The organism is Bordetella tumulicola, assembly GCF_054779135.1.
The window spans coordinates 110,390-132,490 of record NZ_BAAGYU010000011.1 but is presented as its reverse complement, the minus strand read 5'-3'; the positions used below and the strand labels follow the sequence as shown (position 1 = coordinate 132,490).

Annotated in this window: 22 protein-coding genes and 1 pseudogene; 10 read left to right on the top strand and 13 right to left on the bottom strand. The window is 59.9% G+C overall.

Going from position 1 to position 22,101, the window contains the following annotated elements; translation table 11 throughout:
* Positions 1-39 precede the first annotated feature (39 nt).
* From ACYVDM_RS22810 to ACYVDM_RS22800, 3 genes are all read left to right on the top strand, one after another.
* The gene (locus ACYVDM_RS22810; RefSeq protein ID WP_415789897.1) at positions 40-948 is read left to right on the top strand and encodes an alpha/beta fold hydrolase; all 909 of its coding nucleotides are present in this window, start codon (positions 40-42) and stop codon (positions 946-948) included.
* Positions 949-1,182: 234 nt separating this feature from the next.
* Positions 1,183-2,103 (top strand): YihY/virulence factor BrkB family protein, encoded by a 921-nt coding sequence (locus tag ACYVDM_RS22805; RefSeq protein WP_415789895.1) that lies wholly within the window; start codon positions 1,183-1,185, stop codon positions 2,101-2,103.
* Entirely contained in the window at positions 2,100-3,146 is a 1,047-nt protein-coding gene (locus tag ACYVDM_RS22800) for a DUF481 domain-containing protein (RefSeq protein ID WP_415789893.1), read from the top strand. Before ACYVDM_RS22805 ends, ACYVDM_RS22800 begins: the two co-directional genes overlap by 4 nt.
* Positions 3,147-3,196: 50 nt before the next feature.
* On the opposite strand, the gene ACYVDM_RS22795 is transcribed toward ACYVDM_RS22800, so the two are convergent.
* Entirely contained in the window at positions 3,197-4,126 is a 930-nt protein-coding gene (locus ACYVDM_RS22795; protein WP_415789891.1) for a LysR family transcriptional regulator, read from the bottom strand.
* Between the two features lie 112 nt (positions 4,127-4,238).
* On the opposite strand from ACYVDM_RS22795, the gene ACYVDM_RS22790 reads away from it, so the two are divergent.
* From ACYVDM_RS22790 to ACYVDM_RS22780, 3 genes are all read left to right on the top strand, one after another.
* Positions 4,239-4,775, top strand: coding sequence for a phosphonopyruvate decarboxylase (locus ACYVDM_RS22790; RefSeq protein WP_415789889.1), 537 nt, complete (start codon positions 4,239-4,241; stop codon positions 4,773-4,775).
* Positions 4,775-5,368 (top strand): thiamine pyrophosphate-dependent enzyme, encoded by a 594-nt coding sequence (locus ACYVDM_RS22785; protein ID WP_415789887.1) that lies wholly within the window; start codon positions 4,775-4,777, stop codon positions 5,366-5,368. The genes ACYVDM_RS22790 and ACYVDM_RS22785 overlap by 1 nt, the downstream gene beginning before the upstream one ends.
* 111 nt (positions 5,369-5,479) lie before the next feature.
* Positions 5,480-6,436, top strand: a complete 957-nt coding sequence (locus tag ACYVDM_RS22780; RefSeq protein WP_415789885.1) for a tripartite tricarboxylate transporter substrate binding protein — start codon at positions 5,480-5,482, stop codon at positions 6,434-6,436.
* A gap of 36 nt (positions 6,437-6,472) precedes the next feature.
* Here ACYVDM_RS22780 and ACYVDM_RS22775 read toward each other — a convergent pair whose 3' ends face one another.
* The 9 genes from ACYVDM_RS22775 to ACYVDM_RS22735 all read right to left on the bottom strand — a co-directional run bounded on the left by ACYVDM_RS22775 (position 6,473) and on the right by ACYVDM_RS22735 (position 16,775).
* Positions 6,473-7,546: an Ldh family oxidoreductase gene (locus ACYVDM_RS22775; RefSeq protein ID WP_415789883.1), complete on the bottom strand. Its 1,074-nt coding sequence runs from the start codon at positions 7,544-7,546 to the stop codon at positions 6,473-6,475.
* 1 nt (position 7,547) lies between these two features.
* Entirely contained in the window at positions 7,548-9,059 is a 1,512-nt protein-coding gene (locus ACYVDM_RS22770; RefSeq protein WP_415789881.1) for a mannitol dehydrogenase family protein, read from the bottom strand.
* Between the two features lie 4 nt (positions 9,060-9,063).
* Positions 9,064-10,275: a D-mannonate dehydratase ManD gene (gene manD, locus ACYVDM_RS22765; RefSeq protein WP_415789879.1), complete on the bottom strand. Its 1,212-nt coding sequence runs from the start codon at positions 10,273-10,275 to the stop codon at positions 9,064-9,066.
* A gap of 58 nt (positions 10,276-10,333) precedes the next feature.
* A complete protein-coding gene (locus tag ACYVDM_RS22760) occupies positions 10,334-11,872 on the bottom strand; it encodes a UxaA family hydrolase (RefSeq protein WP_415789877.1) in 1,539 nt (512 codons plus the stop codon).
* Positions 11,872-13,278 carry a TRAP transporter large permease gene (locus ACYVDM_RS22755; protein WP_415789875.1) on the bottom strand — a complete coding sequence of 469 codons (1,407 nt, stop codon included), beginning with the start codon at positions 13,276-13,278 and terminating at the stop codon, positions 11,872-11,874. Before ACYVDM_RS22755 ends, ACYVDM_RS22760 begins: the two co-directional genes overlap by 1 nt.
* A 20-nt stretch (positions 13,279-13,298) precedes the next feature.
* The gene (locus tag ACYVDM_RS22750; RefSeq protein ID WP_415789873.1) at positions 13,299-13,937 is read right to left on the bottom strand and encodes a TRAP transporter small permease; all 639 of its coding nucleotides are present in this window, start codon (positions 13,935-13,937) and stop codon (positions 13,299-13,301) included.
* A gap of 58 nt (positions 13,938-13,995) precedes the next feature.
* Complete coding sequence (locus ACYVDM_RS22745) at positions 13,996-14,970, bottom strand: sialic acid TRAP transporter substrate-binding protein SiaP (RefSeq protein ID WP_415789871.1); 975 nt, start codon at positions 14,968-14,970, stop codon at positions 13,996-13,998.
* A gap of 72 nt (positions 14,971-15,042) precedes the next feature.
* Complete coding sequence (locus ACYVDM_RS22740; RefSeq protein WP_415789868.1) at positions 15,043-16,074, bottom strand: L-idonate 5-dehydrogenase; 1,032 nt, start codon at positions 16,072-16,074, stop codon at positions 15,043-15,045.
* Complete coding sequence (locus ACYVDM_RS22735; RefSeq protein ID WP_415789866.1) at positions 16,071-16,775, bottom strand: FadR/GntR family transcriptional regulator; 705 nt, start codon at positions 16,773-16,775, stop codon at positions 16,071-16,073. Before ACYVDM_RS22735 ends, ACYVDM_RS22740 begins: the two co-directional genes overlap by 4 nt.
* A gap of 180 nt (positions 16,776-16,955) precedes the next feature.
* On the opposite strand from ACYVDM_RS22735, the gene ACYVDM_RS22730 reads away from it, so the two are divergent.
* From ACYVDM_RS22730 to pyrF, 4 genes and pseudogenes are all read left to right on the top strand, one after another.
* A complete protein-coding gene (locus ACYVDM_RS22730) occupies positions 16,956-17,354 on the top strand; it encodes a diacylglycerol kinase (RefSeq protein ID WP_415789864.1) in 399 nt (132 codons plus the stop codon).
* Between the two features lie 37 nt (positions 17,355-17,391).
* Positions 17,392-17,571: pseudogene (locus tag ACYVDM_RS22725) on the top strand (DUF1016 N-terminal domain-containing protein); the annotation flags it as partial.
* Between the two features lie 209 nt (positions 17,572-17,780).
* Positions 17,781-19,112 (top strand): NAD(P)/FAD-dependent oxidoreductase, encoded by a 1,332-nt coding sequence (locus ACYVDM_RS22720; RefSeq protein ID WP_415789862.1) that lies wholly within the window; start codon positions 17,781-17,783, stop codon positions 19,110-19,112.
* Between the two features lie 4 nt (positions 19,113-19,116).
* Complete coding sequence (gene pyrF, locus ACYVDM_RS22715; protein WP_415789860.1) at positions 19,117-19,935, top strand: orotidine-5'-phosphate decarboxylase; 819 nt, start codon at positions 19,117-19,119, stop codon at positions 19,933-19,935.
* Positions 19,936-19,982: 47 nt separating this feature from the next.
* Here pyrF and ACYVDM_RS22710 read toward each other — a convergent pair whose 3' ends face one another.
* From ACYVDM_RS22710 to thiL, 3 genes are read right to left on the bottom strand one after another with little or no spacing between them, the layout of a single operon-like run.
* Positions 19,983-20,552, bottom strand: a complete 570-nt coding sequence (locus ACYVDM_RS22710) for a CinA family protein (RefSeq protein WP_415789858.1) — start codon at positions 20,550-20,552, stop codon at positions 19,983-19,985.
* Complete coding sequence (locus tag ACYVDM_RS22705) at positions 20,552-21,055, bottom strand: phosphatidylglycerophosphatase A family protein (RefSeq protein ID WP_415790328.1); 504 nt, start codon at positions 21,053-21,055, stop codon at positions 20,552-20,554. Before ACYVDM_RS22705 ends, ACYVDM_RS22710 begins: the two co-directional genes overlap by 1 nt.
* Before the next feature lie 51 nt (positions 21,056-21,106).
* A complete protein-coding gene (thiL, locus tag ACYVDM_RS22700) occupies positions 21,107-22,084 on the bottom strand; it encodes a thiamine-phosphate kinase (RefSeq protein ID WP_415789856.1) in 978 nt (325 codons plus the stop codon).
* Positions 22,085-22,101: the final 17 nt, after the last annotated feature.

Here is a 22,101-nt window from a genome sequence, read left to right as displayed (position 1 = left end):
GGTTTAGGCTGCGATTTTTCAATTCAATGGAGTTCAAAAATGACGTCCTTCAAAGCTATCAACCACTGGCGCAGCTGGTTTGTGGGACTGGCCCTCATGAGCGCCTCCGTATTGGCACGGGCTGGTGTAGAACCCTACACAGTGACCGCTCCTGACGGGGTATCCATCGCAGTGCAAGAAGCGGGAGACCCGAACGGCCAGCCCATCATTTTCATTCACGGCCTGCTTGGCAGTCATCTGAGCTGGGAAAAGCAGGTCAATAGTGCTGAACTGCAGCGTTACCGTCTGATTACCTACGATATGCGTGGCCATGGCATTTCTGGTCAGCCTGAGCGTGCCGATGCCTACAGCGATGGACGACGTTGGGCCGATGATTTGGCGGCGGTAATCGCTGGATCTGGGGCCCGGCAACCCGTCGTCGTGGGGTGGTCGCTGGGCGCAGCCGTGACGACGAATTACCTGGCGGCTTATGGTGACGAGAAGATCGCTGGCGCTGTGTATGTGGGCGGCGTCATCGAGCTGAAACCTGAACAAATTACTCCGCGGCCCCATGCATACAGTAGGATGGCTTCGCCTGATCTGAAGACCCATCTCGATGCCGAGCGTGAGTTTGTGGGACTGTGCTTTGCCACGCAGCCTGACGCCGATACCTTCCAGCGCCTGTTGGCCAATGCGGCCATGGCATCCGAGAACATGCAAAATGCAGTACATGGAATGTCGCTAGACGCCCCCAAGGGCTTGGGAGCAATGCACAAACCGCTGTTGTTGATCTATGGCGCGCGTGACGCACTGGTTCAAGTGGAACCTTCCTTCAACCGGGCCAAGGCGTTGAACCCAAGGGTGATCGGCAAGTTCTACCCAAACTCGGGCCACTCTCCCTTCCTGGAGGAAGCTGAACGCTTTAATCGTGATCTGTCCGCCTTCGTTGAGGATGCGATAAAGCGTTAACGATTCGTCGGCGCGCAGCCCGGTGTTGCGCGTTTTTCGTGCTGGGCTAGGCGCGGATTAATGGACGATGCTGGGCAAGCCAGACTACGCAGTGGCTGCCGCGTGGAGGTCTTATTTATAGTGAGTGGCTGGGTCATACGAGACGTATCCAGGCGTAAACATCAGAGATCGGTTTGTAACTCGACAAAAACGCCCCCTACAATGCAAAGAATCTGATCGCACCCGTTGTACGACATGCCCATCCCGCCTCGCTTGTTGAAATTACTGCGCCCTTCGGAAATCTATGGGCTGCTTGTCGAGTCGGCCAAACAATGGTCGTCGCACCGCGCATCAAGTAAAGGGGCCGCGCTATCGTTGTATATGGTGTTTTCGCTGGCGCCCATGTTGATTCTGGTGATTGCGGTCGCGGGCGTGTTTTTTGGTGAAGAGGCCGTCCGTTCTGAGTTGTTTGAACAAGTACACGGGTTGATAGGCGCGCGCGGTGCCGAAGTCATTCAGACCGTACTGGCCAGCGCACACGAGTCCGGCGGAGGCTGGATTGCCGCCCTATTGTCAATTGCGATCCTGGTCTTCAGTGCGACGACGGCGTTTGCGGAACTGCAGGCTAGCCTGGATGAACTGTGGGACGCCAGACAGCAACGCAAATCGGGTATCCAGGGCATGGTTCGCAGCCGCATGGTGGCGTTTGGCCTGGTGCTGGTGTTGGCGCTGTTCTTGTTGCTGTCGTTGGCGACCAACGCCGCGTTGGGCGGCGCCAAGGCTTATTACGGCGATCTGTGGACGAGCTCAGTTTTTGCCACCGTGGCCGAGTGGATGTCCAATCTGTTTTCTTTTGCGGTCGTGACAGCCCTGTTCGCCGTGGTGTTCAAGCTGCTCCCCAGCATCACCATTCCCTGGCGCGACGTCATTCCGGGCGCGATTGTGACCGCCGCCCTGTTTTTAGTGGGTAAATGGGGAATTGGCCTATATCTGGGCCGTGGCGCCGCGGTATCGGCTTATGGGGCGGCAGGCTCGCTGATTGCGCTGTTGTTGTGGATTTATTATTCCGCGCAGATTTTCTTTTTTGGGGCAGTATTCACGCGGCAGTTTGCGGAGCGATTCGGCAGCAGGCAAGCCGAGGACGAGACTGCGCAATCGCCCCCTTCGGCGACGTGACGGCACGGCCACTTTGGCCCCACACAGCACTGCTGGCCCTGACTCTGGCGCTGGCAGTCAATCCGGCACATGCCGATACAGTATGGTTGAATAACGGCGACCGCATTACCGGCAAGATTCAGTCGCTGGACAATGGCTATCTGCGCGTCAATACCGAGTACGGCGGTGATTTGCGCATTGCGTTCGATCATGTGAAAACCTTGCAAAGCGACACACCGCTCGTCATCAACGACAAGTCGGTACAACACGACTACCGCGCCAAGCTGATCGGCGCCAAGGACGGGCAAGTCATACTGGAGGGTGTACGACATGATGCGCACGGCGCCCAGCCCGTAAAAGTCGATGTGCCGCTGGCATCCCTGGAAACCGTGGTGCGGCCACGGCCTTTCTTGCGTGACGTCTCTTTCACCGGGCACATCGATGTGTCGGCCACCCAGCGCACCGCGTCGACCGATACCAAGAACTATTCCGTCACCTTGAACACGACCATGCGCCACGACTGGTGGCGACATCAGTTCAATGGCATCTATCTGCATAGCAAAGAAGACGGCAGCGTCAATACCAACAACTACGGGGTGGACTACACGCTGGATCGCTTCTTTACCGAAAAGGCATTTTGGCAGGCCCGTCTGGCACACCGGCGTGATTGGGTCGAAGACCTGAACCGCCAAACCGCCTACGGGACCGGACCAGGCTATCAGTTCTGGGACAATGAACTGGGGGCCTTCTCGATGTCGGCGTTGCTGGGAAAAGTGGATTATGGCTATAGCGACGGCAGCAGCGATTCATCGTTTGCAGCCAGCCTGCGCTGGGATTACTCGCGATACTTGAGCGGCAAAGAATTCGAACTCTTCACCAAGGGAGAACTGATGCGCCCCCTGGAGGGTGATGCCAAGTTCGCCGTCAACGGCGAAGTCGGTGTGCGCTACAACGTCAATAGTTGGCTATCGATGTACCTGAAGTATGCCCGTAATCAGGTCAGCAGCACATTCGAAAGCCTGAATGAGTCGATCTACAGTGCTGGTATGGGCGTGCACTGGTAAAGCGTGCCAAGGCGATCGCCTGGCAGGAAAAAGCATGTGGCATGCGTCGCTCACCCCCGCCAGCGGCCCTCCAGCCAGGTGCCTGAAGAGACGGCCCGCTGTGCCTCATCGACCAGCAGATCCACCGTGCAGCGTACAGCCCGTGCCGTAGGACGGTTCGTCGGCAGCGCCAAAACAATCGTGCGCGTGATATCCGGCGCTGTCAGCGGTGCGCCTTTCAGCTTGCGCCCGCGCAAATCATCGGCCACCGCGATCGGGGGCAAGATCGTCAAACCATGCCCACCCAAAACCAGGCTACGTTGCACACTCAGCGCATTGGTCTCGACCGAGACGTCCAGCGTGACTTGCGCGGCCGCGCAGGCCTGCTCGACCAGTGTGCGTATGCCATGAGGCGCGCTGGGCAGCACCAGTTTTTGATGCGTCAACGCAGCTAACGGCACCGGCCGCTCAGGGCTCAAGTCGCTGTTCTTGGGCCCGATCACCCACAACGGCTCTTCGATCAGGGGCATGGTCTGGATATGGGCCATTTGCTCGACGCCGTACAGCAACGCCGCATCGACCTCGCCAGTGACCAGCCAGCGCTGCAGCGTACCCGCATAACCCATGGCGATGCGAATCCGTATGCCGGGATACGCCGCCGCCACGGCCGAGGCCAACGGGCTGGACAACATGTCGATACTGCTGGGCAGTAACCCCAGTGTGACCAGGCCAGTCACGCCCTGCCCGACGCCGCCGACTTCGACACGGGCCCGATCCAGCTCCAGCAGGGCTCGACGGGCGTATCCCACCAGGACCTCGCCCGCCTCGGTCAACACCATGCCGCGACGCTCTCGCTCGAACAGCGGAGCCCCGATGTCTTCTTCCAGTAGGCGTATCTGGCGCGACACGGCGGGCTGCACGAGATTCAGCACCTCGGCCGCCCGTGTCACGTTGCCCGTCTCCGTCACGGTCAGAAAAGCACGTAGTTGCTTCAAATCCATCTTGCTATGGTCCGATCAAAAAGTGTGATTGTTCCATGCCAATTTTCTATTTTATTTACTTAGTCATCATATTTTATGATGACTCTGTCATTAAACCACCCTATCTCATCCCATGAACCCAGCATCCGTTGCGTCACCTGCCTGGCAGGAAGCTATTTTTAAAGTGTTCAAGCAAGGCGGCGTCAGGCAGATTGCCTATGTGCCCGATGCCGGACACTCCCACGCTATCCGTAGTGCGGTCGGCGATCCCGATATCGAAGACATCGTGCTGACCACCGAAGAAGAAGGTGTGGCCCTCACCTGTGGCGCCTGGCTGGGCGGCCAGCGGGCCGTGTTGCTGATGCAAAGCAGCGGCGTGGGCAATTGCGTGAACATGTTCTCGCTGCTGCAAGCGGCGGATTTTCCGTTCTTTACCTTGGTCACGATGCGCGGCGAGTATGCCGAGTTCAACCCTTGGCAGGGCCCCATGGGCAAGGCCACGCAGGCCGCCCTGGAACTGATGGGCATCCACGTGCTACGCGTTTCCCATCCGGACGAGGTCGAGGAAATCGTAAGTGCGGGATTCGACGCCGCCTTTGAGGCCGGTGAAAAAGTGGCCGTATTGCTGAGTCAGAACCTGATCGGCCGAAAAAAGTGGGAGCGCAAATAATGAATCAAACCACCCAACAGCGAGCCGACCGCCGCGAGTTCGTCGCCCGATTGCTGGTCGGCGTTCCCGATGCGCTGGTGATCACCGGGCTGGGGTCGGCCGCCTACGATGTATTCGCCGCCGGCGATCGCGACCGTAACTACTATCTATGGGGCGCCATGGGCGGCGCCGCTCCCATGGGGTTAGGCTTGGCATTAGCGCAGCCCGACAAGCCCGTGGTGGTCATCACGGGGGATGGAGAACAACTGATGGGCATCGGCAGCCTGGCCACCATCGGCGCCAAGCAACCGAAGAACCTCACCATCGTCGTGCTCGACAACGGCCATTTTGGCGAGACAGGTATGCAGCGCAGCCACTCCAGCCTGGGTACCGATCTCGTGGCGGTCGCCAAGGGGTTTGGTATCGCCGACGCCTTCACCATCGACAGCCTGGCGGGATGCAATGACATCACCGATCGCATTCAGGCTCGCGCCGGCGTGGCTTTTGCACAGGTTTTCATTGAAGTCGAGGAGCCGCCCCGCAAGCTGCCGCCGCGCGATGGCCCGTTCATCAAAAACCGTTTCCGGACCGCCCTAGGGTTGCAACCATTCTGATAAAAGCGCAATCAAGAAAAACGACGTGCACGGACGACGCGGCAGGCACTCCGCCTGCCGTCCAGTCACTTAACGCTTGGCCTTCACTATACCCATACAGGAGACAAATCCATGGGCAAGACGCTCGGCAGTATCATCTTCATAGGTGCTGGCATGCTGTCGCAGACAGCGATGGCGGCGTGGCCCGACGACAAGCCAATTGAATTGGTAGTCGGTTTCGCGCCTGGCGGCGGCACGGATGTGATGGCGCGCAACCTGGCGCGTTTCATGGAAAAACGCCTGGGCGAGTCGGCCCGCATCGTCGTCGTCAATAAACCCGGATCCAGCGGCGAGATTTCCAATAACTATATCCAGAATGCCAAACCCGATGGCTACACATTGGGCATGATCAACGTACCCGGCTATGTCTTTTTGCCGATGTACCGCAAGACCATCTATCAACCCGACCAGATCCGCCCGATCGCACGCATTGTCGATGACCCGGCCATGCTGGTGGGCAATCGCGATGCGGGCAAGCCCATCACACTGAAAGATTTCATCGCGCAAGCCAAGAACACCTCATTTTCGATAGGCCACTCGGGCGACGGCACCACGGGTCATCTGGGCATGCTGGAACTCGGCCGGGACGCGGGATTCAAATTCACCTCGATCCCCTACAAAGGCAATGGGGAAGCCAAGGCTTCGCTCATCGGCAAGCATGTCGACTACGTCATGATGACGACCGGTGAAGCCCTGGAACTCGGACAACCCGGCACACCGTTAGTGGGCGTTGCGCTGTGGGGCGCCAAGCGTGCGGCCAACGGCGTGCCTACGCTGGCGGAACAGGGCTATGACTTGCAGATCTCGTCTGAACGCGGTATCGCCGGGCCGCTCGCGCTACCCGACGACATCGCAAAACGTGTCCAAGATGCGGTGGAGGCCACGATGAAAGACCCTGGCTTCCTGGAGGCCGGCAAGGCCGATGCACCGGTGCTGGCGTTTATGCCGGGTGCGCAATGGAGTCAGCGACTGAAAGAGCTGGAAAAACGGATGAAAACCTTGGTGGATCTGATGGCGGCCTCAAAGTAAAGCCGGAAAAAACGGGCGTGCACGAATCGTGCACGCTTAAGCCGCGCCTGCCTCGCCCGCATCGGGTAGCGTTATACCCAGACGCGCGCTCCACTGCTGGAACTCTAGCCATAGTCCGGGCTCGATGGGAATGCCATCACGCAGTCGTTGATCCTGGGCGGCCTGTTCGGGGTCACCTGGCATGCGGGGTTGGCCAGGTTGGGCGGCCAATTCACCGGCCATTTGAGCCACTACGGCGGCCAGCATGGGTCCACCGGCAAAACGGGCGGGGTCGATCACGATGAAAAAAGCGCCCAGGCGCCGAGCGACATCGAGCTGATCATACATGGACGAAATATGCGGGCCAAAGGGATTGCCGTTCAATGGGCCGCACAGCAGTTCGATCATCAACGCCAGCCCATAGCCCTTGTAGCCTTGCTCCAGGCCACCCAACGGCCGTAGGGCGCGCGCGAGTTGTGGATCGGTGGCGTCCTCGCCGGCCTCGTCCAGGGCGACGCCAGGGGGCAGCGCATGTCCTTCTCGACGAGCATTCATGACGCGATTCCAGGGGATTGCGGTCGATGCCATATCCAGGCACACAGGAGGACCATCCTGCCTCGGGACAGCCACCGAAATGGGATTCGTGCCCAAGAACGGCCGGTGCCCACCGAAGGGGGCCGCGACGGAATCGGAATGGGTAAATGCCAGACCGATCAACCCGCGCTCGGCGGCGGCACGACTGTATAGACCCACCGCACCGCAATGGGAAGAATCGCTGACCCCAACGGCAGCCACCCCGGTTTCCTGCGCAATCTCCATAGCCAGCCGGTTAGCGCGATGCGCCACCACGATGCCGAGTCCCTGTCCTCCGTGCACCTGAGCGGTAGCGGGACCGCTGCGCACAATGCGCAGATCGGGTCTCGCCAGAATGGAACCATGCGCCAATCGATTTAGATAGTGAGGCAAACGGGCGATACCATGCGAGTCTACCCCCCACAAACTCGTCTGTACCAAGCTGTCGGCCAGACAGCCCGCATCGGTATCGGAAAGATCCATGGCAAGCAAGCAGCGACGGCCCCAGTCTCGCAAAGCGGGTGCATGGCAGCGGCGCAATGTGGCGGCATCATTCATATTATTGCCCTCCGTTCACTTGCAGCACGGCGGCACGCACACCGCTTTGCCGCAAGACAGCCGCGTGACGCGCGACGGCGTTAATAAGCTCGCCGTGCCCGGCCAGATCGCCGAACACCGGTTCATAGCCGATCAATGCGCGCGCACGCGCCAAGTCGGCTCCTTCGTTTTGTGCCGCGGCCGTCAAGCACGCTTGAAGTTCACCAGCCAACGGATCCTCGATAGGATAGGCCCTGCCTTGCTCGTCGTAGCCGCGCAGATAATGCATCCACGCCGCCACCGCCAGTGCGAGACGCTCAAAACCGGCGCCCGCGCGCAGACGATCGCGCAACGTACCCAGCAAGCGCTGCGGCAGTTTCTGCGAGCCATCCATGGCGATCTGCTGCGTACGATGCGGCAATGCCGGATTCGAAAAGCGGGCCAGCAAACGCGTGCGCATCATCTTTAGATCCACGCCCGGAACGGGCGGTAACGTGGGCACGATTTCTTCTTTGATCAGGGCATCAAGGTAGTCATGTAGCAACGGATCGGCCATCACCTGGCTGACGGTGCTAAGCCCCGCGGATGCCCCCAGGTAGGCCAACGCGGAATGTGGGCCATTGACCATGCGCAACTTCAACTGTTCGAAGGGCGCCGCGTGGCTCACGAAACGCGCGCCACCAGGCTGATCCCAGGCGGGACGACCGGCGACAAAGCGATCTTCGATGACCCATTCAAGAAAAGGCTCGCCGACGACGGGCCACGCGTCTTGTCTGTGTAGACGCGCAGAGATGCGCTGCCGGTCGGTATCGACGGTACGCGGCACGATGCGATCAACCATGGCGTTCGGAAACGTACAGTGCGCCGCGATCCAGTCATGCAGTGCGGGATCACAGGCATTCGCCAATTCCAGCACCAGGCCGCGCAGAGTATTGCCATTGGACGGCAGGTTGTCGCACGACATCAGCGTGATAGGCGGCAGGCCTGCATGGCGGCGGCGCGCCAGACCATACACGAGCATGCCCAGAGCAGTGCGTGGCGCCTCGGGATGGGCTAGATCGTGCACGATATCGGGATCATCGCGACGCAGACGTCCGCTGGACGGTTCGTAGCTATAGCCTTTTTCTGTCACGGTCAGGCTGACGATGCGTGTATCGGGGTGCGCGATCTGGGCCAATACGGCGTCAGGATCATTGGCCGCCACGAGTACACGCAGCACTGCCCCCACAACGGACAACTGCTCGCGTGGCGTCCCTTCTGCGTCAGAATCGCGCAGCGACAAAGTGTACAGGCCGTCTTGGGGCGCCAACGCCTCGTGCGTATCCGCGCTGCGCAGCGATACGCCCACGATACCCCAGCGCAAATCGCCGGTAGCCGCCAACGCCATATCGGTGACAGGCGCCTGGTGCGCGCGATGAAATGCGCCGATCCCCAGATGCACAATGCCGGGCCGCAAGCGTGTGCGATCGTATGCTGGACGGCCGATGTCGGCAGGCAGGCTGCCCAGAGCAGCGTTGTTCAGACGCGCAAACATCCTGCTACCAATGCCACAACGTACCGTCGTGGGCCTGACGATTCACCGGCAGGTAGGTGCGCTGATAAGGATACTTGGCGGCGAGTGCCTCGTCGATATCCACGCCATGACCGGGCGTATCACCCGGGACCATCATGCCATCGGCAAAGCTGTAGGCATGCGGAAACACGGCATCGGTCTCCTCGGTATGGCGCATGTATTCCTGGATACCGAAGTTGGGGACCCACAAATCGAAGTGCAAGGCTGCGCCCATGCAAATGGGCGACAAATCGGTAGCGCCATGACAACCCGTGCGGACTTGATACAGGGCGGCAAGATCAGCGATGCGACGCAGATGGCTGATACCACCGGCGTGGACGACGGTGGTGCGGATATAGTCGATCAGTTGGTTCTGTATGAGGTCTTTGCAGTCCCAGATCGAATTGAAGATTTCACCCACCGCTAGCGGCGTCACCGTGTGCTGGCGGATCAGCCGGAATGCCTCCTGATTCTCGGCAGGTGTGGCGTCCTCCATCCAAAATAGCCGATAGGGCTCCAGCGACTTGCCCAATCGCCCCGCCTCGATAGGCGTTAATCGATGGTGCACGTCGTGCAGCAAATGCGTGTCCCAACCGACCGCATCGCGCACGTGCTGAAATAGTTTGGGCGCATGGTCCAGGTACTTTTCCGTTGACCAGTCATGTTCAGACGGCAGATCGGCATCGGCAGGCTCATAGAACATACGGCCACGACCCACGCCATACACGGCATTCAGGCCGGGCACGCCACTTTGGGCGCGAATGGCACGGTAGCCCATGTCGCGGTAACGCAGCACTTCGTCGACGGTTTCCTCGATGTCGCGGCCATTGGCATGGCCATACACCATCACACCGGTGCGACTCTTGCCCCCCAGCAACTGATATAATGGCATGCCGGCCGCCTTGGCCTTAATGTCCCACAGCGCCGTATCGACCGCGGCAATGGCCGACATGGTAACGGGCCCACGCCGCCAATACGCGCCGCGATATAAAAACTGCCAGATGTCTTCGATCTGATGTGCATCGCGCCCGATCAGACAAGGCACCACGTGATCGGTCAGGTAACTGGCCACGGCGAGCTCTCGACCATTCAAGGTGGCGTCGCCTATACCCGTCAGGCCTTGATCGGTTTCGATTTTCAGAGTGACGAAATTACGTCCCGGACTGCAAACGATGACACGTGCGTTAGTGATCTGCATAGAGAACCTGAGTAGATGAATCCGCGGCCCCGCGCCGCTTACCCGTACTGCGTGCTTGCTACATCACGGCCCCCAACTGCCAGGGCACGAATTCATTCTGTCCATAGCCATGGATTTCGCTCTTGCTGCGGCGGCCCGAGGCGGTGTCCAGCATCAAACGGAAAATGCGCTCGCCCATGGCTTGCACATCGCACTCGCCATCGACGACTTCACCGCAGTTGATATCAATGTCGTCGGCCTGACGTCGCCACAGTTCGGTATTGGTCGCGAGCTTTAACGATGGCGACGGCGCACAGCCATAGGCCGACCCGCGGCCCGTCGTAAAACAAATCAAATTGGCGCCACCGGCCACTTGCCCCGTGGCTGACACCGGGTCGTAGCCCGGCGTATCCATGAACACCAGCCCGCGTGCAGTGACGGGCTGCGCGTATTCGTAGACATCAACCAGATTGGTGGTGCCGCTTTTGGCAATAGCGCCCAGTGATTTTTCCAGGATAGTGGTCAACCCACCGGCTTTATTGCCGGCAGAGGGGTTGTTATCCATTTCGGCATCATTACGGGCGCAGTAGTTTTCCCACCAACGCAGGCGCGCCAGCAGCTTGTCCGCAACGCCCGTCGATACCGCTCGACGCGTCAGCAGGTGCTCGCCGCCGTAGATTTCCGGCGTCTCGGACAGGATCGCTGCCCCGCCGTGACGTACGAGCAAGTCCACGGCAGCGCCCAACGCCGGGTTGGCACTGATACCGGAATAGCCATCGGAGCCGCCGCACTGCAAACCCACGATCAGATCACTAGCCGGCACAGGTTCGCGCTGCACGCGATTAACGTCATCGAGCATCTGTTCGATGAGCGCAATGCCCCGCGCCACGGCAAGTCGTGTGCCACCAGTGCCCTGAATACTGAACGTGTGTAGACGGCCGCTTTCCTGCAGATGCTCTTGTTCCATCAAGCCACCGATTTGATTGGTTTCGCATCCCAGGCCCACCACCATCAATGCACCGAAGTTCGGATGTCGCGCATACCCCCCCAACGTGCGGCGCAGTACCCGCAGAGGCTCGCCATCGCTACCGGTGGCACAGCCCGCGCCGTGAGTCAGCGCCACCACACCGTCAACATTAGGGTAAGCGGACAGCGCATCGGGATGGACATCGCGACGAAAATGATCGGCGATCGCGCGCGCCACCGTGGCCGAACAATTCACCGAGGTCAACACGCCAATGTAGTTGCGCGTGGCGATACGCCCATCCGCGCGCACAATGCCATCAAAGGTAGCGGGCTTGGCCACGTAGTCGGTGGCATGGGCATCCTGGCCCACTGCATAGTCGCGCTCGAAATCGGAGAACGCCAGATTGTGACTATGTACGTGCTGGCCGGGTGCGATCGCTTGCCGCGCAACGCCGATGATCTGGTTGTAGCGGCGTACCGGTTGTCCGGCCGCAATCGCCCTGATCGCCACCTTGTGGCCGGGTGGCACCAGCCCGGCTACGGTGACGTTTTCAGTGGGCAACCGTGTGCCGCCCACTAATTGCCGACGCGCAATCACGACATTGTCGGCGGGATGAATACGAATGACGGGCGTATCGCCGAAGCTGTCCATTAACGACCGCCTCCGACCAAATCAGGCAGCCACATGCTGACGCTGGGCACGTAGGTAATGACGATCAGCGCCAGGAACAAGGGCACCAGCCAGGGCAAGATAGCCATGGTAGTGCGCTCGACCGACAGTTTTGACACCCTCGCCAAGACGAACAGCACCATCCCCAATGGGGGATGCAGCAGGCCTATCATCAGGTTCAAGGTCATGACCAAGCCGAAATGGATAGGATCGATACCCAGCTTCAACACGAGCGGCAGCAAGATCGGCACCAAAATGGTGATGGCGGCAATGGTGTCGATGAAACACCCCACGACCAGGATCAGCAGGTTCGCCAACAACAAAAACACCCATTTGTTTTGCGTCACCGCCAAAATCGCGTCGGTCAATGTCTGGGCCGCCTGGGTGGTCGTCAACAACCACGCAAATACCGAGGCGGCCGTCACGATAAACAGCACTGACGCAGTGGTTTCAATGGTGTCGAATGTCGCCTTGGCAAGTGTGCGCAGCGACATCGAGCGGTAACGCACCAGGCCCAGGAACAGTGCCCAGATCACGGCGGCGACAGCCGCCTCGGTCGGCGTGAACCAACCCATCGTCATGCCACCGATGAGGATCACAGGCGCCATCAGCGCCATCACGGCCGAGAAATCAAAATACCAGTCAGCAGCCAACAACGCGACGAATGCCACAAGCGTCGCCGTATTGGCCGACACGCCAAACTCCGTCATCCCCCAGATAGACATCGGAAAGGCCAGCACCACCGCCACCTCGACCGCGGCGGCGCCCAGCAGTTTCCAGTCGAACGGTACATCGCCGCCCCAGTTATTCTTGCGGGCAAAATAAGCCACGGTAAACATCATCAACAGGGTCAATACGAGACCGGGCACGATACCCGCCAAGAACAGCGACCCAATCGACACGTTGGCCATCATGCCGTAAATCACAAAGGGCAACGACGGCGGCAGAATCGGACCCAGCGTGGCCGAGGCCGCCGTCACACCCACGGCGAATTCGGTGTCGTAGCCATGATCTTTCATCGCCTTGATTTCGATCGTGCCCAAACCAGCGGCATCGGCAATGGCCGTACCCGACATGCCAGCGAACACAACCGAGCCCACAATATTGACCTGACCCAGCCCACCACGCATCCAACCCACTAACGCGACCGCGAAGTTATAAATACGGCCGGTAATACCAGCGATATTCATCAAATTGCCTGCCAGGATAAAAAACGGCACGGCCAAGAGCGGAAACGACTCGACACCGGCGATCATGCGTTGGGCGATCACCACATCAGGCACGCTGCCCGACCACAATACAAACAACAATGAAGCACCAGCCATCGACACGGCCACCGGCACGCCAAAGATCATCAACAACAGGAAGGTTCCGATCAGAATTCCCATACGAGCTCCTTGGCCGTGGGTCAGTCCAGCGATTGATAGGCGGCGGGGTTTTCCAGCGACGAGTAGCCCTGGCGCCAGTTCTGCACGCTGACCTGTATCGAGCGCACAAACATCATGACAAAGCCGGCCAGCGCCAGCCAGTACACATAGGACTTGTTCCACATAATGGTGGTCATGGGTTCTACACCCACCAAATCGATGTAGACATACACCAGCCACACGGCATAGCCGAAGAACACCGTGCGCAAGACATCGATCAGCGTGGCCAACACGCGGGCAAGGCCTTTGGGCAAATAGCGATACAGGAAATCAACCTGAATATGACGGCAGATACGGACACACATAGCGGAGCCCATGAACACCACACCGATCAATGCGTAGACGGCCAGTTCTTCCGTCCAGGCAAACGAATTGTTCAACACGTAGCGCGTGAAAAACTGCAGAAATACCAATGCCGCCATGATCCAGAACAGCGTCAGGCAAAACCAGTCTTCAAACGCGTAGCCAGACAGATCGACGTCATGCTGCTGGTCGGCTTCCTCGAAGCTGTGGACAATGGACTCAACGGATGTTTCGTGCGAATGAGCCGCAGTATCGTCGTCGCCATCGGCACCGTACTGAACTATGGGGGGCGTACTGGCCCCGGCGTTCACGTGCATGTGCTCCTCCTATCGATGTCGTATCGCGGGTGCCGCAGACCGCGGCACCCCACCGGATCTACTTGATCGCCTGAATGGCTTCCCAATCGGCTTTTTCGTAGCCGTATTGCTCGAACGGCACTTTCTTCAGCACGATCTCGCGGAACGCATTGGTATCGACTTCCGCAACGTTCAGGCCTTTTTTGCGAAACACATCGACCAGTTCTTTTTCACGTTTGACGACTTCCATTGAGGCCGTGGCGGCAGCCTCCTGAGCCACTTCCGTAAAAATCTTGCGATCTTCTTCGGACAGGCTTTTCCATAATTTTCCCGAGATGACGGTATTCAGGTGATCGACGATATGGCCGGTCAGAACGATGTTCTTCTGAACCTCGAAAAACTTTTTGGCCTCGATGGTGGTCAACGGGTTTTCCTGGGCCTCGACCGTACCGTTTTGCAAGGCAAGGTACACCTCCGCAAAAGCAATGGGCGACGTGTTGGCGCCGCAAGCGCGCGGCATGGCCAAATAAGCGGGCACGTCGGGCACCCGCATTTTCAGGCCCTGCATGCCCTCGCAGGTCGTGAACGCGCGATTGGAGGTGGAATGACGCGTGCCGTAGTAGGTCGTCGCGACGATATGGTTGCGGCTTTTTTCCTCGTACCCCTTGGTCAGCGTCTTGTAGATATCACTCTTGGTATAGGCCAGCAGATGCTCGGGGCTGCGGAAGGTATACGGGTAATACGTCACGCCGATACGCGGAAAGCTCTTGGCGGCAAAGCTGGAACCGGAAATGATCATATCCACCGTGCCTAGCGTCAGGCCCTGGTTGATGTCGTTTTCCTTGCCCAGTTGCGAGGCGGGATACACATCAATGTGATAGCGGCCATTGGTGCGTTTTTCGATTTCTTTTGCAGCCCAAACCGAGCTGGTGTGAAATGGCTCGGAGGTCTCGTAGACGTGTGCCCACTTCAACGTTGTCTGCGCCAATGCACTGCCTGATACGGTCAGGGCAGCGATGGCCAGTAGCGACTTGATGGCGTTGCCTTGCTTCATTGTTGTCTCCTCTCTTGAGGTTGAGCAGGTGGCGGCGTGTCTTTTAATAATGGCCGCTGCCTTTGGTGGTGGTCAGGAATCACATACAAGTTGCACCTTGGTACTGCGCTTGCGATCGGCCGCCAATTCGAAGGCCTCGACCGCACGCTCGAGTGGCAATTGCGCACTCATTAATGGCCGCACATCGACCCGGCGCGTACGCAGGAACGAGACGGCCCAATCAAACTCGAGACCCGCGCGAAACGCACCGACGTAATCCAGCTCGCGTGCCATGATGTTGTTGGCGGGAAAAGCAATATCGTCTGCGGGTAATGTTCCCACCTGTACGATGCGGCCACCTCGGCGAGTCGCACTCAGACAGGTCTGCAGTGCGCCCAGATTGCCAGCGGCCTCGATGGCGACATCGGCCAGTTCTACTAAATCTGCAGGCGCCACCTGGTCGGACCGTATGGACTCGTCGGCCCCGACTTCGGTCGCCATCCGCAGCGGACGATCGGCGATATCCGTCACAATCACGCGCGCCGCGCCCGCGAGTCGAGCCGCGATCACCGTCATACAACCGATGGTGCCTGCCCCCGCGACCAACACGGTTTTACCCAACAATGGGCCCGCTCGATTCACACCATGCAGACCAATGGAGAGCGGCTCGGCACAGGCCAGCTCCCCCAGTGAAATATCCTCGTGCACGGGCGTGAGTTGACGTTCGCCCATGACGAAGCGCTCACGAAACATTCCCTGCACGTGTGGATAGACACTGGCGCTGCCTAGAAAACGCATGTTGCGACACAGGTTGTCGCGGCCGACGCGGCAATAGTCGCATTGACCACAGGGATGGGATGGATTAATGGCGACCTTCATGCCGGGCTGTACCCGCGTGACCGCGGCGCCCACGCGTAGCACCACGCCCGATGCCTCATGGCCGGGAATGAGCGGCTCTCGAATCACAAAGGCGCCGACACGCCCATGCAGGTAATAGTGCAGATCAGATCCGCAGATGCCCGCCGCCCCCAGCCGCAATTCGACGTCGGTTGGCGCCAGAGGGGCCTCGTCATCGGCCTCCAGGCGCAGGTCGCGCGCGCCATGAATTCTGCATGCCAGCGTCATGTTTTCACCTTGTCTGATGTGGGCACCCAATTGGCCATCAGGCGATCATATGAACACGACAAGTGATGGCGCATGGCATCGCGTGCACGCACCGCGTCGCCCGCCGCAATGGCCTCGACGACCAGGCCATGCTCGGCGATCGCCGCCTTCCAGCTTGCGGGGTTCTCAAAGTAGTCGCCCAGCTTGACCGAGAGCGGATTGTGACGTTCGTCGAATAGATCACCTACCACGCGCAGCAACACGGAGTTGCCCGTCATTTCAGCGACGCGCAGGTGAAACAGGCGATCCCCCTGAATAGGCACCTGTCCGGCGGCCGCCTCATCCCGCATGGTTTGAAGCGCCTCGCGTAATGCTGCCACTTGGGTCGGTTGCGCTAACTCGGCGGCCTGAGCAGCCAATTCGCCCTCGACCAACTGACGGGCGCGAATGGTTTCCAGCGGGCTTTCGGCCACCACGCTGTTCGCCGCATCGCGGCTGTGCACATAAATACCCGAGCCCATGCGGACCTCGACCAGGCCTTCGACCTCCAGCGCGATCAGGGCTTCGCGCACGGACGGTCGGGACACGCCCAGCTTGAGCGCCAAGTCACGTTCAGGCGGCAGGCGCGCACCGATAGGAAACTCACCGCTCTGAATCAACAGGCGCAGTTGATCGGCAATCTGGCGGTACAGGCGGCGAGGCTCGATGGGCTGAAAAGGCATAAAAAGGGAAAAAGAGAGAACAGGCAAAGAGGTAAAGTGGCCTTACCAATTTTTCCGCATCTTGCACCCAACTGGGGAAGCCTCACAATTAGGGTTTGCGCTAGGCGTCAACCGCCCCCCTCTGACGCAAGCAATACGAATCTGTTAAAAACGACCCGCCTACTTCTATGTGTCGCCTTCATGTCCCAATCTCCGCATCCTTCGCCCTATAAAAGCTCGGGCGGCCTACGCCGCATCGTGAATGCCTTGCGTTATTCGCTGCAGGGTCTGCATGCCGCGATTAAGTACGAAGCCGCGTTCCGCCAGGAACTCGTGCTGGCGATTTTGTTGATCCCGGCCGCCTTTTTTCTGGGGCGCACCACGGACGAGGTCTTTATCCTGATTGCCTCGGTCATTCTGGTGCTGGTCGTGGAATTGCTGAACTCCGCAATTGAAGCCGTGGCCGATGCCCTATCGGTCGAGACGCATACGCTGTTGGGGCGCGCCAAAGATCTCGGTAGCGCGGCAGTCATGCTCATGCTGTTGTTCACCGTCGCGGTGTGGGTAGGCGTCGCGATCAGCCGCTTTGTGATGTCGTAGTTCAGCCGCCAACCCTGCCAACCCCTGCCATGGCGGCATTGTGGAGCTGCTCAATGCCTCGTGCCAGACAGCAGCACGCAGAGTTAATGCCCTGATGACGGCCAGTTAGTGGGAGATCGGTCGCCGGATCGTCGAAGCCGAGCGGAAAGGCAAGCGACGGGCCGGCTACGGCAAACAGTTGATGGCTCGGCTGTCTACCGACTTGAGCGTCCGGTTCCGGTTCTATCCTTAACGCAGTACATAACGTATTAGCCGCCGGGCTGGCGGTGTTAGCCCATGGAGAAACGGCAAGACCTGAGTGCATGAGTGTTGATGCGCAAATGGCTCGGTTCTGTGAAGTGGGAATCCCTTTTCCTTTAGGGAAGGAAGCAGTCAAAAGACTATTGCGTCAGCACGCTTGGAGCCAACGCACTTTATACTTCGCATATGAACCAAGCGTCCTCTCGGGCTACCTCTGGCGAGCCCCATCATGTCATCATCATCGGCGGTGGCGCCGGTGGGTTAGAGCTTGCCGCCAAGCTCGGCCGCAAGCACGGTCCCAAACACGTCACGTTGGTCGATAGCCGGCCTATCCATATATGGAAACCCTCGTTGCACGAGGCGGCCGCCGGGACGCTGGATATTTACCAAGAGGGCCTGTCGTACTTGATGCTGGCCAACCTGTGCGGGTTCACGTTCACGCTCGGTGAAGTCCAGGCCGTGGATCGCGAACGGCGTTGCATTACGGTGGCAGAGGTACAAGATCCACAAGGCGATGTCGTGCTTCCCCAACGCGAGTTGCAGTACGACACGTTGGTGATGGCGCTGGGCAGTGTTTCCAACTTCTTTAATACACCGGGTGCGGCCGAGCATGCGGTGACGCTGGACACAACCGAAAGCGCCGAGGCTTTTCGCCTGACCATGCTCAAGGCCATGGTGCAGGTGGATAACGCCAAGGTGCAAAACCCCTCTGCCGAATTGAACGTGGTCATCGTGGGCGGCGGCGCAACGGGCGTCGAGTTGGCGGTCGAGCTGCATGAGGCTGGCGGCATGGTGGCCGCTTACGGGTTGCAGAATTTCCGTGCGGATCGGGATTTGATAATTACGCTGGTCGAAGGCGCTCCGCGCATTTTGTCCGCACTACCCGAGAAGATTTCCAACGCCGCCCATACGCGATTGACAGAGCTGGGCATCCGTGTAGAGACTGATTGCCGGGTGGCCGAGGTCACGGCCGATCACGTCAGAACGGCTGATGGACGCGAGTTTGCAGCGGGCCTGTGTATGTGGGCGGCGGGGATTCAGGGCCTGCCATTGATGGCGACTCTGGACATGCCCGTCAATCGCATTGGCCAGTTGATCGTCAACGGCCAGCTCGAATCTCCGGACCCGAATATTCTGGCACTGGGCGATTGCAGCGCCGTGCCCACGGGCGAAGAGGGTCGTACGGTACCCGCTCGCGCGCAGGCTGCACACCAAGAGGCCAGCTATTTAGTCCGCAAGCTGACGGCCCGCATTCGTAAAACGCCGGAGCCCACGGAACCGTACGTTTATCGCGATCACGGTTCGCTGGTATCGCTGGGCCAAGACACGGGGGTGGGCAGCCTGATGGGCAAACTGGCAGGACGTGGGCTATTTGTCAGCGGTACACTGGCGCGTCTGATGTACATGAGCCTGCACCTGATGCATCACCATGCAGTGCTGGGTATTTGGCGCACGGGCACGCTCGCTTTGGCACGTCTATTGCTGCGCCGTACGCATCCACGCGTCAAACTACACTGATCCCATGACCTTCATTCAACAACTCGAACAAGCCTGGGCTACCGGCAACACCCTGCTGCAGGTGGGCCTGGACCCGGATCCGCAACGCTTTCCGCGTGAGCTTGACGGTAAACCGGATGCGATTTTTCAGTTCTGCCGCGACATCGTGGACGCCACCGCGCCCTACGCATGCAGCTTCAAGCCGCAGATCGCGTACTTTGCGGCACACCGCGCCGAAGACCAACTCGAAGCACTGTGCGCGCATATCCGCACCCAGCATCCTGACCTGCCGATTGTGATGGACGCCAAGCGCGGCGATATCGGATCGACGGCGGAGCACTATGCTCGCGAAGCCTACGAGCGTTATGGCGCGCATGCGCTGACGGTCAATCCGTATATGGGGCTGGATTCAATCGAGCCTTATCTGGCATGGAAGGATCGCGGCGTGATTGTGCTGTGCCGGACCTCGAACCCCGGCGGATCCGATCTGCAGTTCTTGACGCTGGACAACGGCGAACCGCTCTATTTGCACGTGGCGGGCCTGGTGGCGGACAAATGGAATACCGGAGGTCAATGCGGCCTGGTAGTCGGCGCGACATTTCCCAAGGAATTGGCGGCAGTGCGCCAGCGCATTGGCGATACCTTACCCCTGCTGGTGCCGGGTATCGGCGCCCAAGGTGGCGACATCACCGCCACGGTGAATGCGGGACGTAATGCGGCAGGCGCCGGCATGATGATCAACTCGTCACGCGCAATTTTGTATGCCAGTGGCGCCGACGACTGGCGCGAGGCCGCCGCTACCGCCGCGCGCGATCTGCGCGACGCCATCAACGCCGTTCGTTAGTTAGTTCGTTAATACGCTCGGTCGATAATCAACCCGGCGAGCGAAACTCACGACCGGGTGCGACTGACAGGCTCGCCAATCAATTCCAGCAGCCCGCGCAGGGCATACACCACCGAGGCCTGTCTGACCTGTGTACGGTCGCCCGGAAAGACCTCCGTAAAAGCACGCGAGGTAATGCCATCCGGCCCGCGCAATGCGAACCCGAAACACACCATGCCCACCGGCTTGCCGGGCGTGGCACCCCCTGGCCCCGCAATGCCGGTCGTCGACGCGGCAATATGCGCCTGGGGAGTGGCCAGCAACACGCCATTGGCCATTTCCAGCGCGACGGCTTCGCTTACGGCGCCATAGCGATCCAGGGTATCGCCCGACACACTGAGATCGGCCATTTTGGCAGCGTTGCTGTAGGTCACGAAACCGCGGTCGAACCACTCGCTGGAACCGGCAACGGCGGTAATTGCCCCCGCCACCAAGCCCCCTGTGCAGGACTCTGCCGTGCCCACGATCAATCCGCGTCGCTGCAACGCGACACCCAGACGTTCGGCCAGGCCTAAAGCCTGGGCCTGAGAGAGCGAGGCCGGCGCCAATCCGGGCACGGGCTTGGACGGTATGCTCATTAGAAGACTCCAAAGCGCACAAGAATCGCCATGATCAGCAATGCATAGGCAGCCGCAACGATGTCATCCCACATCACGCCAAAGCCGCCCTTGACCTTGGCATCAAAGTATTTGATAGGCGGCGGCTTGGCAATATCGAAGAGGCGGAACAAACCAAAAGCGAGCAACTGTGCGTAGAAGGTGTCGGGCGTGAGCCACAAGACCAGCCAGAAAGCGACCATCTCGTCCCACACGATGCCGACATGATCCTCCACCTGTAATTCGCGCGCCACGCGATGGCACGCCCAGCAACCATAGAGAAATGCCAGGGCCAGAAATACGCCGATGGCCGGATCGGGAGCCGCCCCCGCGGCGGCGGCCCAAATCAGCCAGGCCAGCAAGGTCCCCCAGGTGCCCGATGCGGGGCGAAGCAAGCCGCTACCAAAGCCAAAGGCGATCAACCGTCCAGGGTCTTTCATGACCCAGGACGGCTTGGGGTAACGGACCCGCGCACGATCGCGCATGGAGGTGGCAGACGAGTCGCTGGACGAATCGCGAGAAGAATTTGACATGAATCAGGACACCGGAAAATGATCGAAACCGCGCGGCAAGCTGCGCATAGGTTGGCCGTCTGCACCGACCACGATCAGGCCGGGATCCTGTGTAATGTGGCCAATAGCAGTCACGGACACGCCCGCATGCGCGGCAACCTCGGTAACCCGAACATGCTGGTCGGGCGCAGCGGTAAAGCAGAGCTCGTACACATCACCGCCGCCCAGTACCGCCTGCCTGACAGCGGTCGGCGGTAACCCCTGTAGCGAGGGTGCGATGGGCATCGCGTCGTATTGCAATTGCGCGCCCACATGACTGGCCGACAATATATGCCCCAGATCCTGTAACAGGCCATCAGAGACATCGATGGCAGCATGCGCGACGTCGACCAAGGCCTGTCCGAGCGCGACACGCGGCTCGGGCCACTCGAGCGCCCGACGCGTCGCCGCCAGCAACATGGCGTCGGCGGGTAACTGGCCAGCGAGCAGACGATAGGCCACATCCGCGGCACCCAATGCGCCGGACACCCAGATCTGGTCACCCACTTGCGCCGCATCGCGATGCAGTGCACGACCGGCAGGTGCCGCACCAAAGACCGTCACACTGATCACGAGATCGTGCGGGCTGCGCGTCGTGTCGCCACCGATCAGCGGACAACCCTGCGCGTCGGCCAGGTCATGAAAACCCTGTGCAAAGGCGGCCAGCCAGGGTTCGCTGGCCCGCGGCAGCGCCAACCCGAGCACGCAACCGATCGGCTGCGCGCCCATGGCGGCTAAATCGGACAGATTAACGGCCAGAGACTTATGGCCGAGCGCCTTGGGATCGACGTCAGGAAAGAAGTGCCGCCCTTCGATAAGCAGATCCGTGCTGGTCGCGACCCGCATGCCGGCGGGCACCGGAAACAGCGCGCAATCGTCGCCCACGCCCAGCAGGCCGGCAGGCGCGGGCCGCTTGAAATAGCGCGAAATCAGATCGAACTCAGACGCCACAGAGGCCTCCATGCTGGGCCCTGCCGCAA

What these genes read in the sequence shown, in the direction of transcription:
- ACYVDM_RS22810 (WP_415789897.1), top strand. Translation starts at nt 40, where the DNA reads ATGACGTCCTTCAAAGCTATCAACCACTGGCGCAGCTGGTTTGTGGGA.
- ACYVDM_RS22805 (WP_415789895.1), top strand. Translation starts at nt 1,183, where the DNA reads ATGCCCATCCCGCCTCGCTTGTTGAAATTACTGCGCCCTTCGGAAATC.
- ACYVDM_RS22795 (WP_415789891.1), bottom strand. Translation starts at nt 4,126, where the DNA reads ATGGATTTGAAGCAACTACGTGCTTTTCTGACCGTGACGGAGACGGGC.
- ACYVDM_RS22790 (WP_415789889.1), top strand. Translation starts at nt 4,239, where the DNA reads ATGAACCCAGCATCCGTTGCGTCACCTGCCTGGCAGGAAGCTATTTTT.
- ACYVDM_RS22785 (WP_415789887.1), top strand. Translation starts at nt 4,775, where the DNA reads ATGAATCAAACCACCCAACAGCGAGCCGACCGCCGCGAGTTCGTCGCC.
- ACYVDM_RS22780 (WP_415789885.1), top strand. Translation starts at nt 5,480, where the DNA reads ATGGGCAAGACGCTCGGCAGTATCATCTTCATAGGTGCTGGCATGCTG.
- ACYVDM_RS22775 (WP_415789883.1), bottom strand. Translation starts at nt 7,546, where the DNA reads ATGAATGATGCCGCCACATTGCGCCGCTGCCATGCACCCGCTTTGCGA.
- ACYVDM_RS22770 (WP_415789881.1), bottom strand. Translation starts at nt 9,059, where the DNA reads ATGTTTGCGCGTCTGAACAACGCTGCTCTGGGCAGCCTGCCTGCCGAC.
- manD (WP_415789879.1), bottom strand. Translation starts at nt 10,275, where the DNA reads ATGCAGATCACTAACGCACGTGTCATCGTTTGCAGTCCGGGACGTAAT.
- ACYVDM_RS22760 (WP_415789877.1), bottom strand. Translation starts at nt 11,872, where the DNA reads ATGGACAGCTTCGGCGATACGCCCGTCATTCGTATTCATCCCGCCGAC.
- ACYVDM_RS22755 (WP_415789875.1), bottom strand. Translation starts at nt 13,278, where the DNA reads ATGGGAATTCTGATCGGAACCTTCCTGTTGTTGATGATCTTTGGCGTG.
- ACYVDM_RS22750 (WP_415789873.1), bottom strand. Translation starts at nt 13,937, where the DNA reads ATGCACGTGAACGCCGGGGCCAGTACGCCCCCCATAGTTCAGTACGGT.
- ACYVDM_RS22745 (WP_415789871.1), bottom strand. Translation starts at nt 14,970, where the DNA reads ATGAAGCAAGGCAACGCCATCAAGTCGCTACTGGCCATCGCTGCCCTG.
- ACYVDM_RS22740 (WP_415789868.1), bottom strand. Translation starts at nt 16,074, where the DNA reads ATGACGCTGGCATGCAGAATTCATGGCGCGCGCGACCTGCGCCTGGAG.
- ACYVDM_RS22735 (WP_415789866.1), bottom strand. Translation starts at nt 16,775, where the DNA reads ATGCCTTTTCAGCCCATCGAGCCTCGCCGCCTGTACCGCCAGATTGCC.
- ACYVDM_RS22730 (WP_415789864.1), top strand. Translation starts at nt 16,956, where the DNA reads ATGTCCCAATCTCCGCATCCTTCGCCCTATAAAAGCTCGGGCGGCCTA.
- ACYVDM_RS22720 (WP_415789862.1), top strand. Translation starts at nt 17,781, where the DNA reads ATGAACCAAGCGTCCTCTCGGGCTACCTCTGGCGAGCCCCATCATGTC.
- pyrF (WP_415789860.1), top strand. Translation starts at nt 19,117, where the DNA reads ATGACCTTCATTCAACAACTCGAACAAGCCTGGGCTACCGGCAACACC.
- ACYVDM_RS22710 (WP_415789858.1), bottom strand. Translation starts at nt 20,552, where the DNA reads ATGAGCATACCGTCCAAGCCCGTGCCCGGATTGGCGCCGGCCTCGCTC.
- ACYVDM_RS22705 (WP_415790328.1), bottom strand. Translation starts at nt 21,055, where the DNA reads ATGCGCGATCGTGCGCGGGTCCGTTACCCCAAGCCGTCCTGGGTCATG.
- thiL (WP_415789856.1), bottom strand. Translation starts at nt 22,084, where the DNA reads ATGGAGGCCTCTGTGGCGTCTGAGTTCGATCTGATTTCGCGCTATTTC.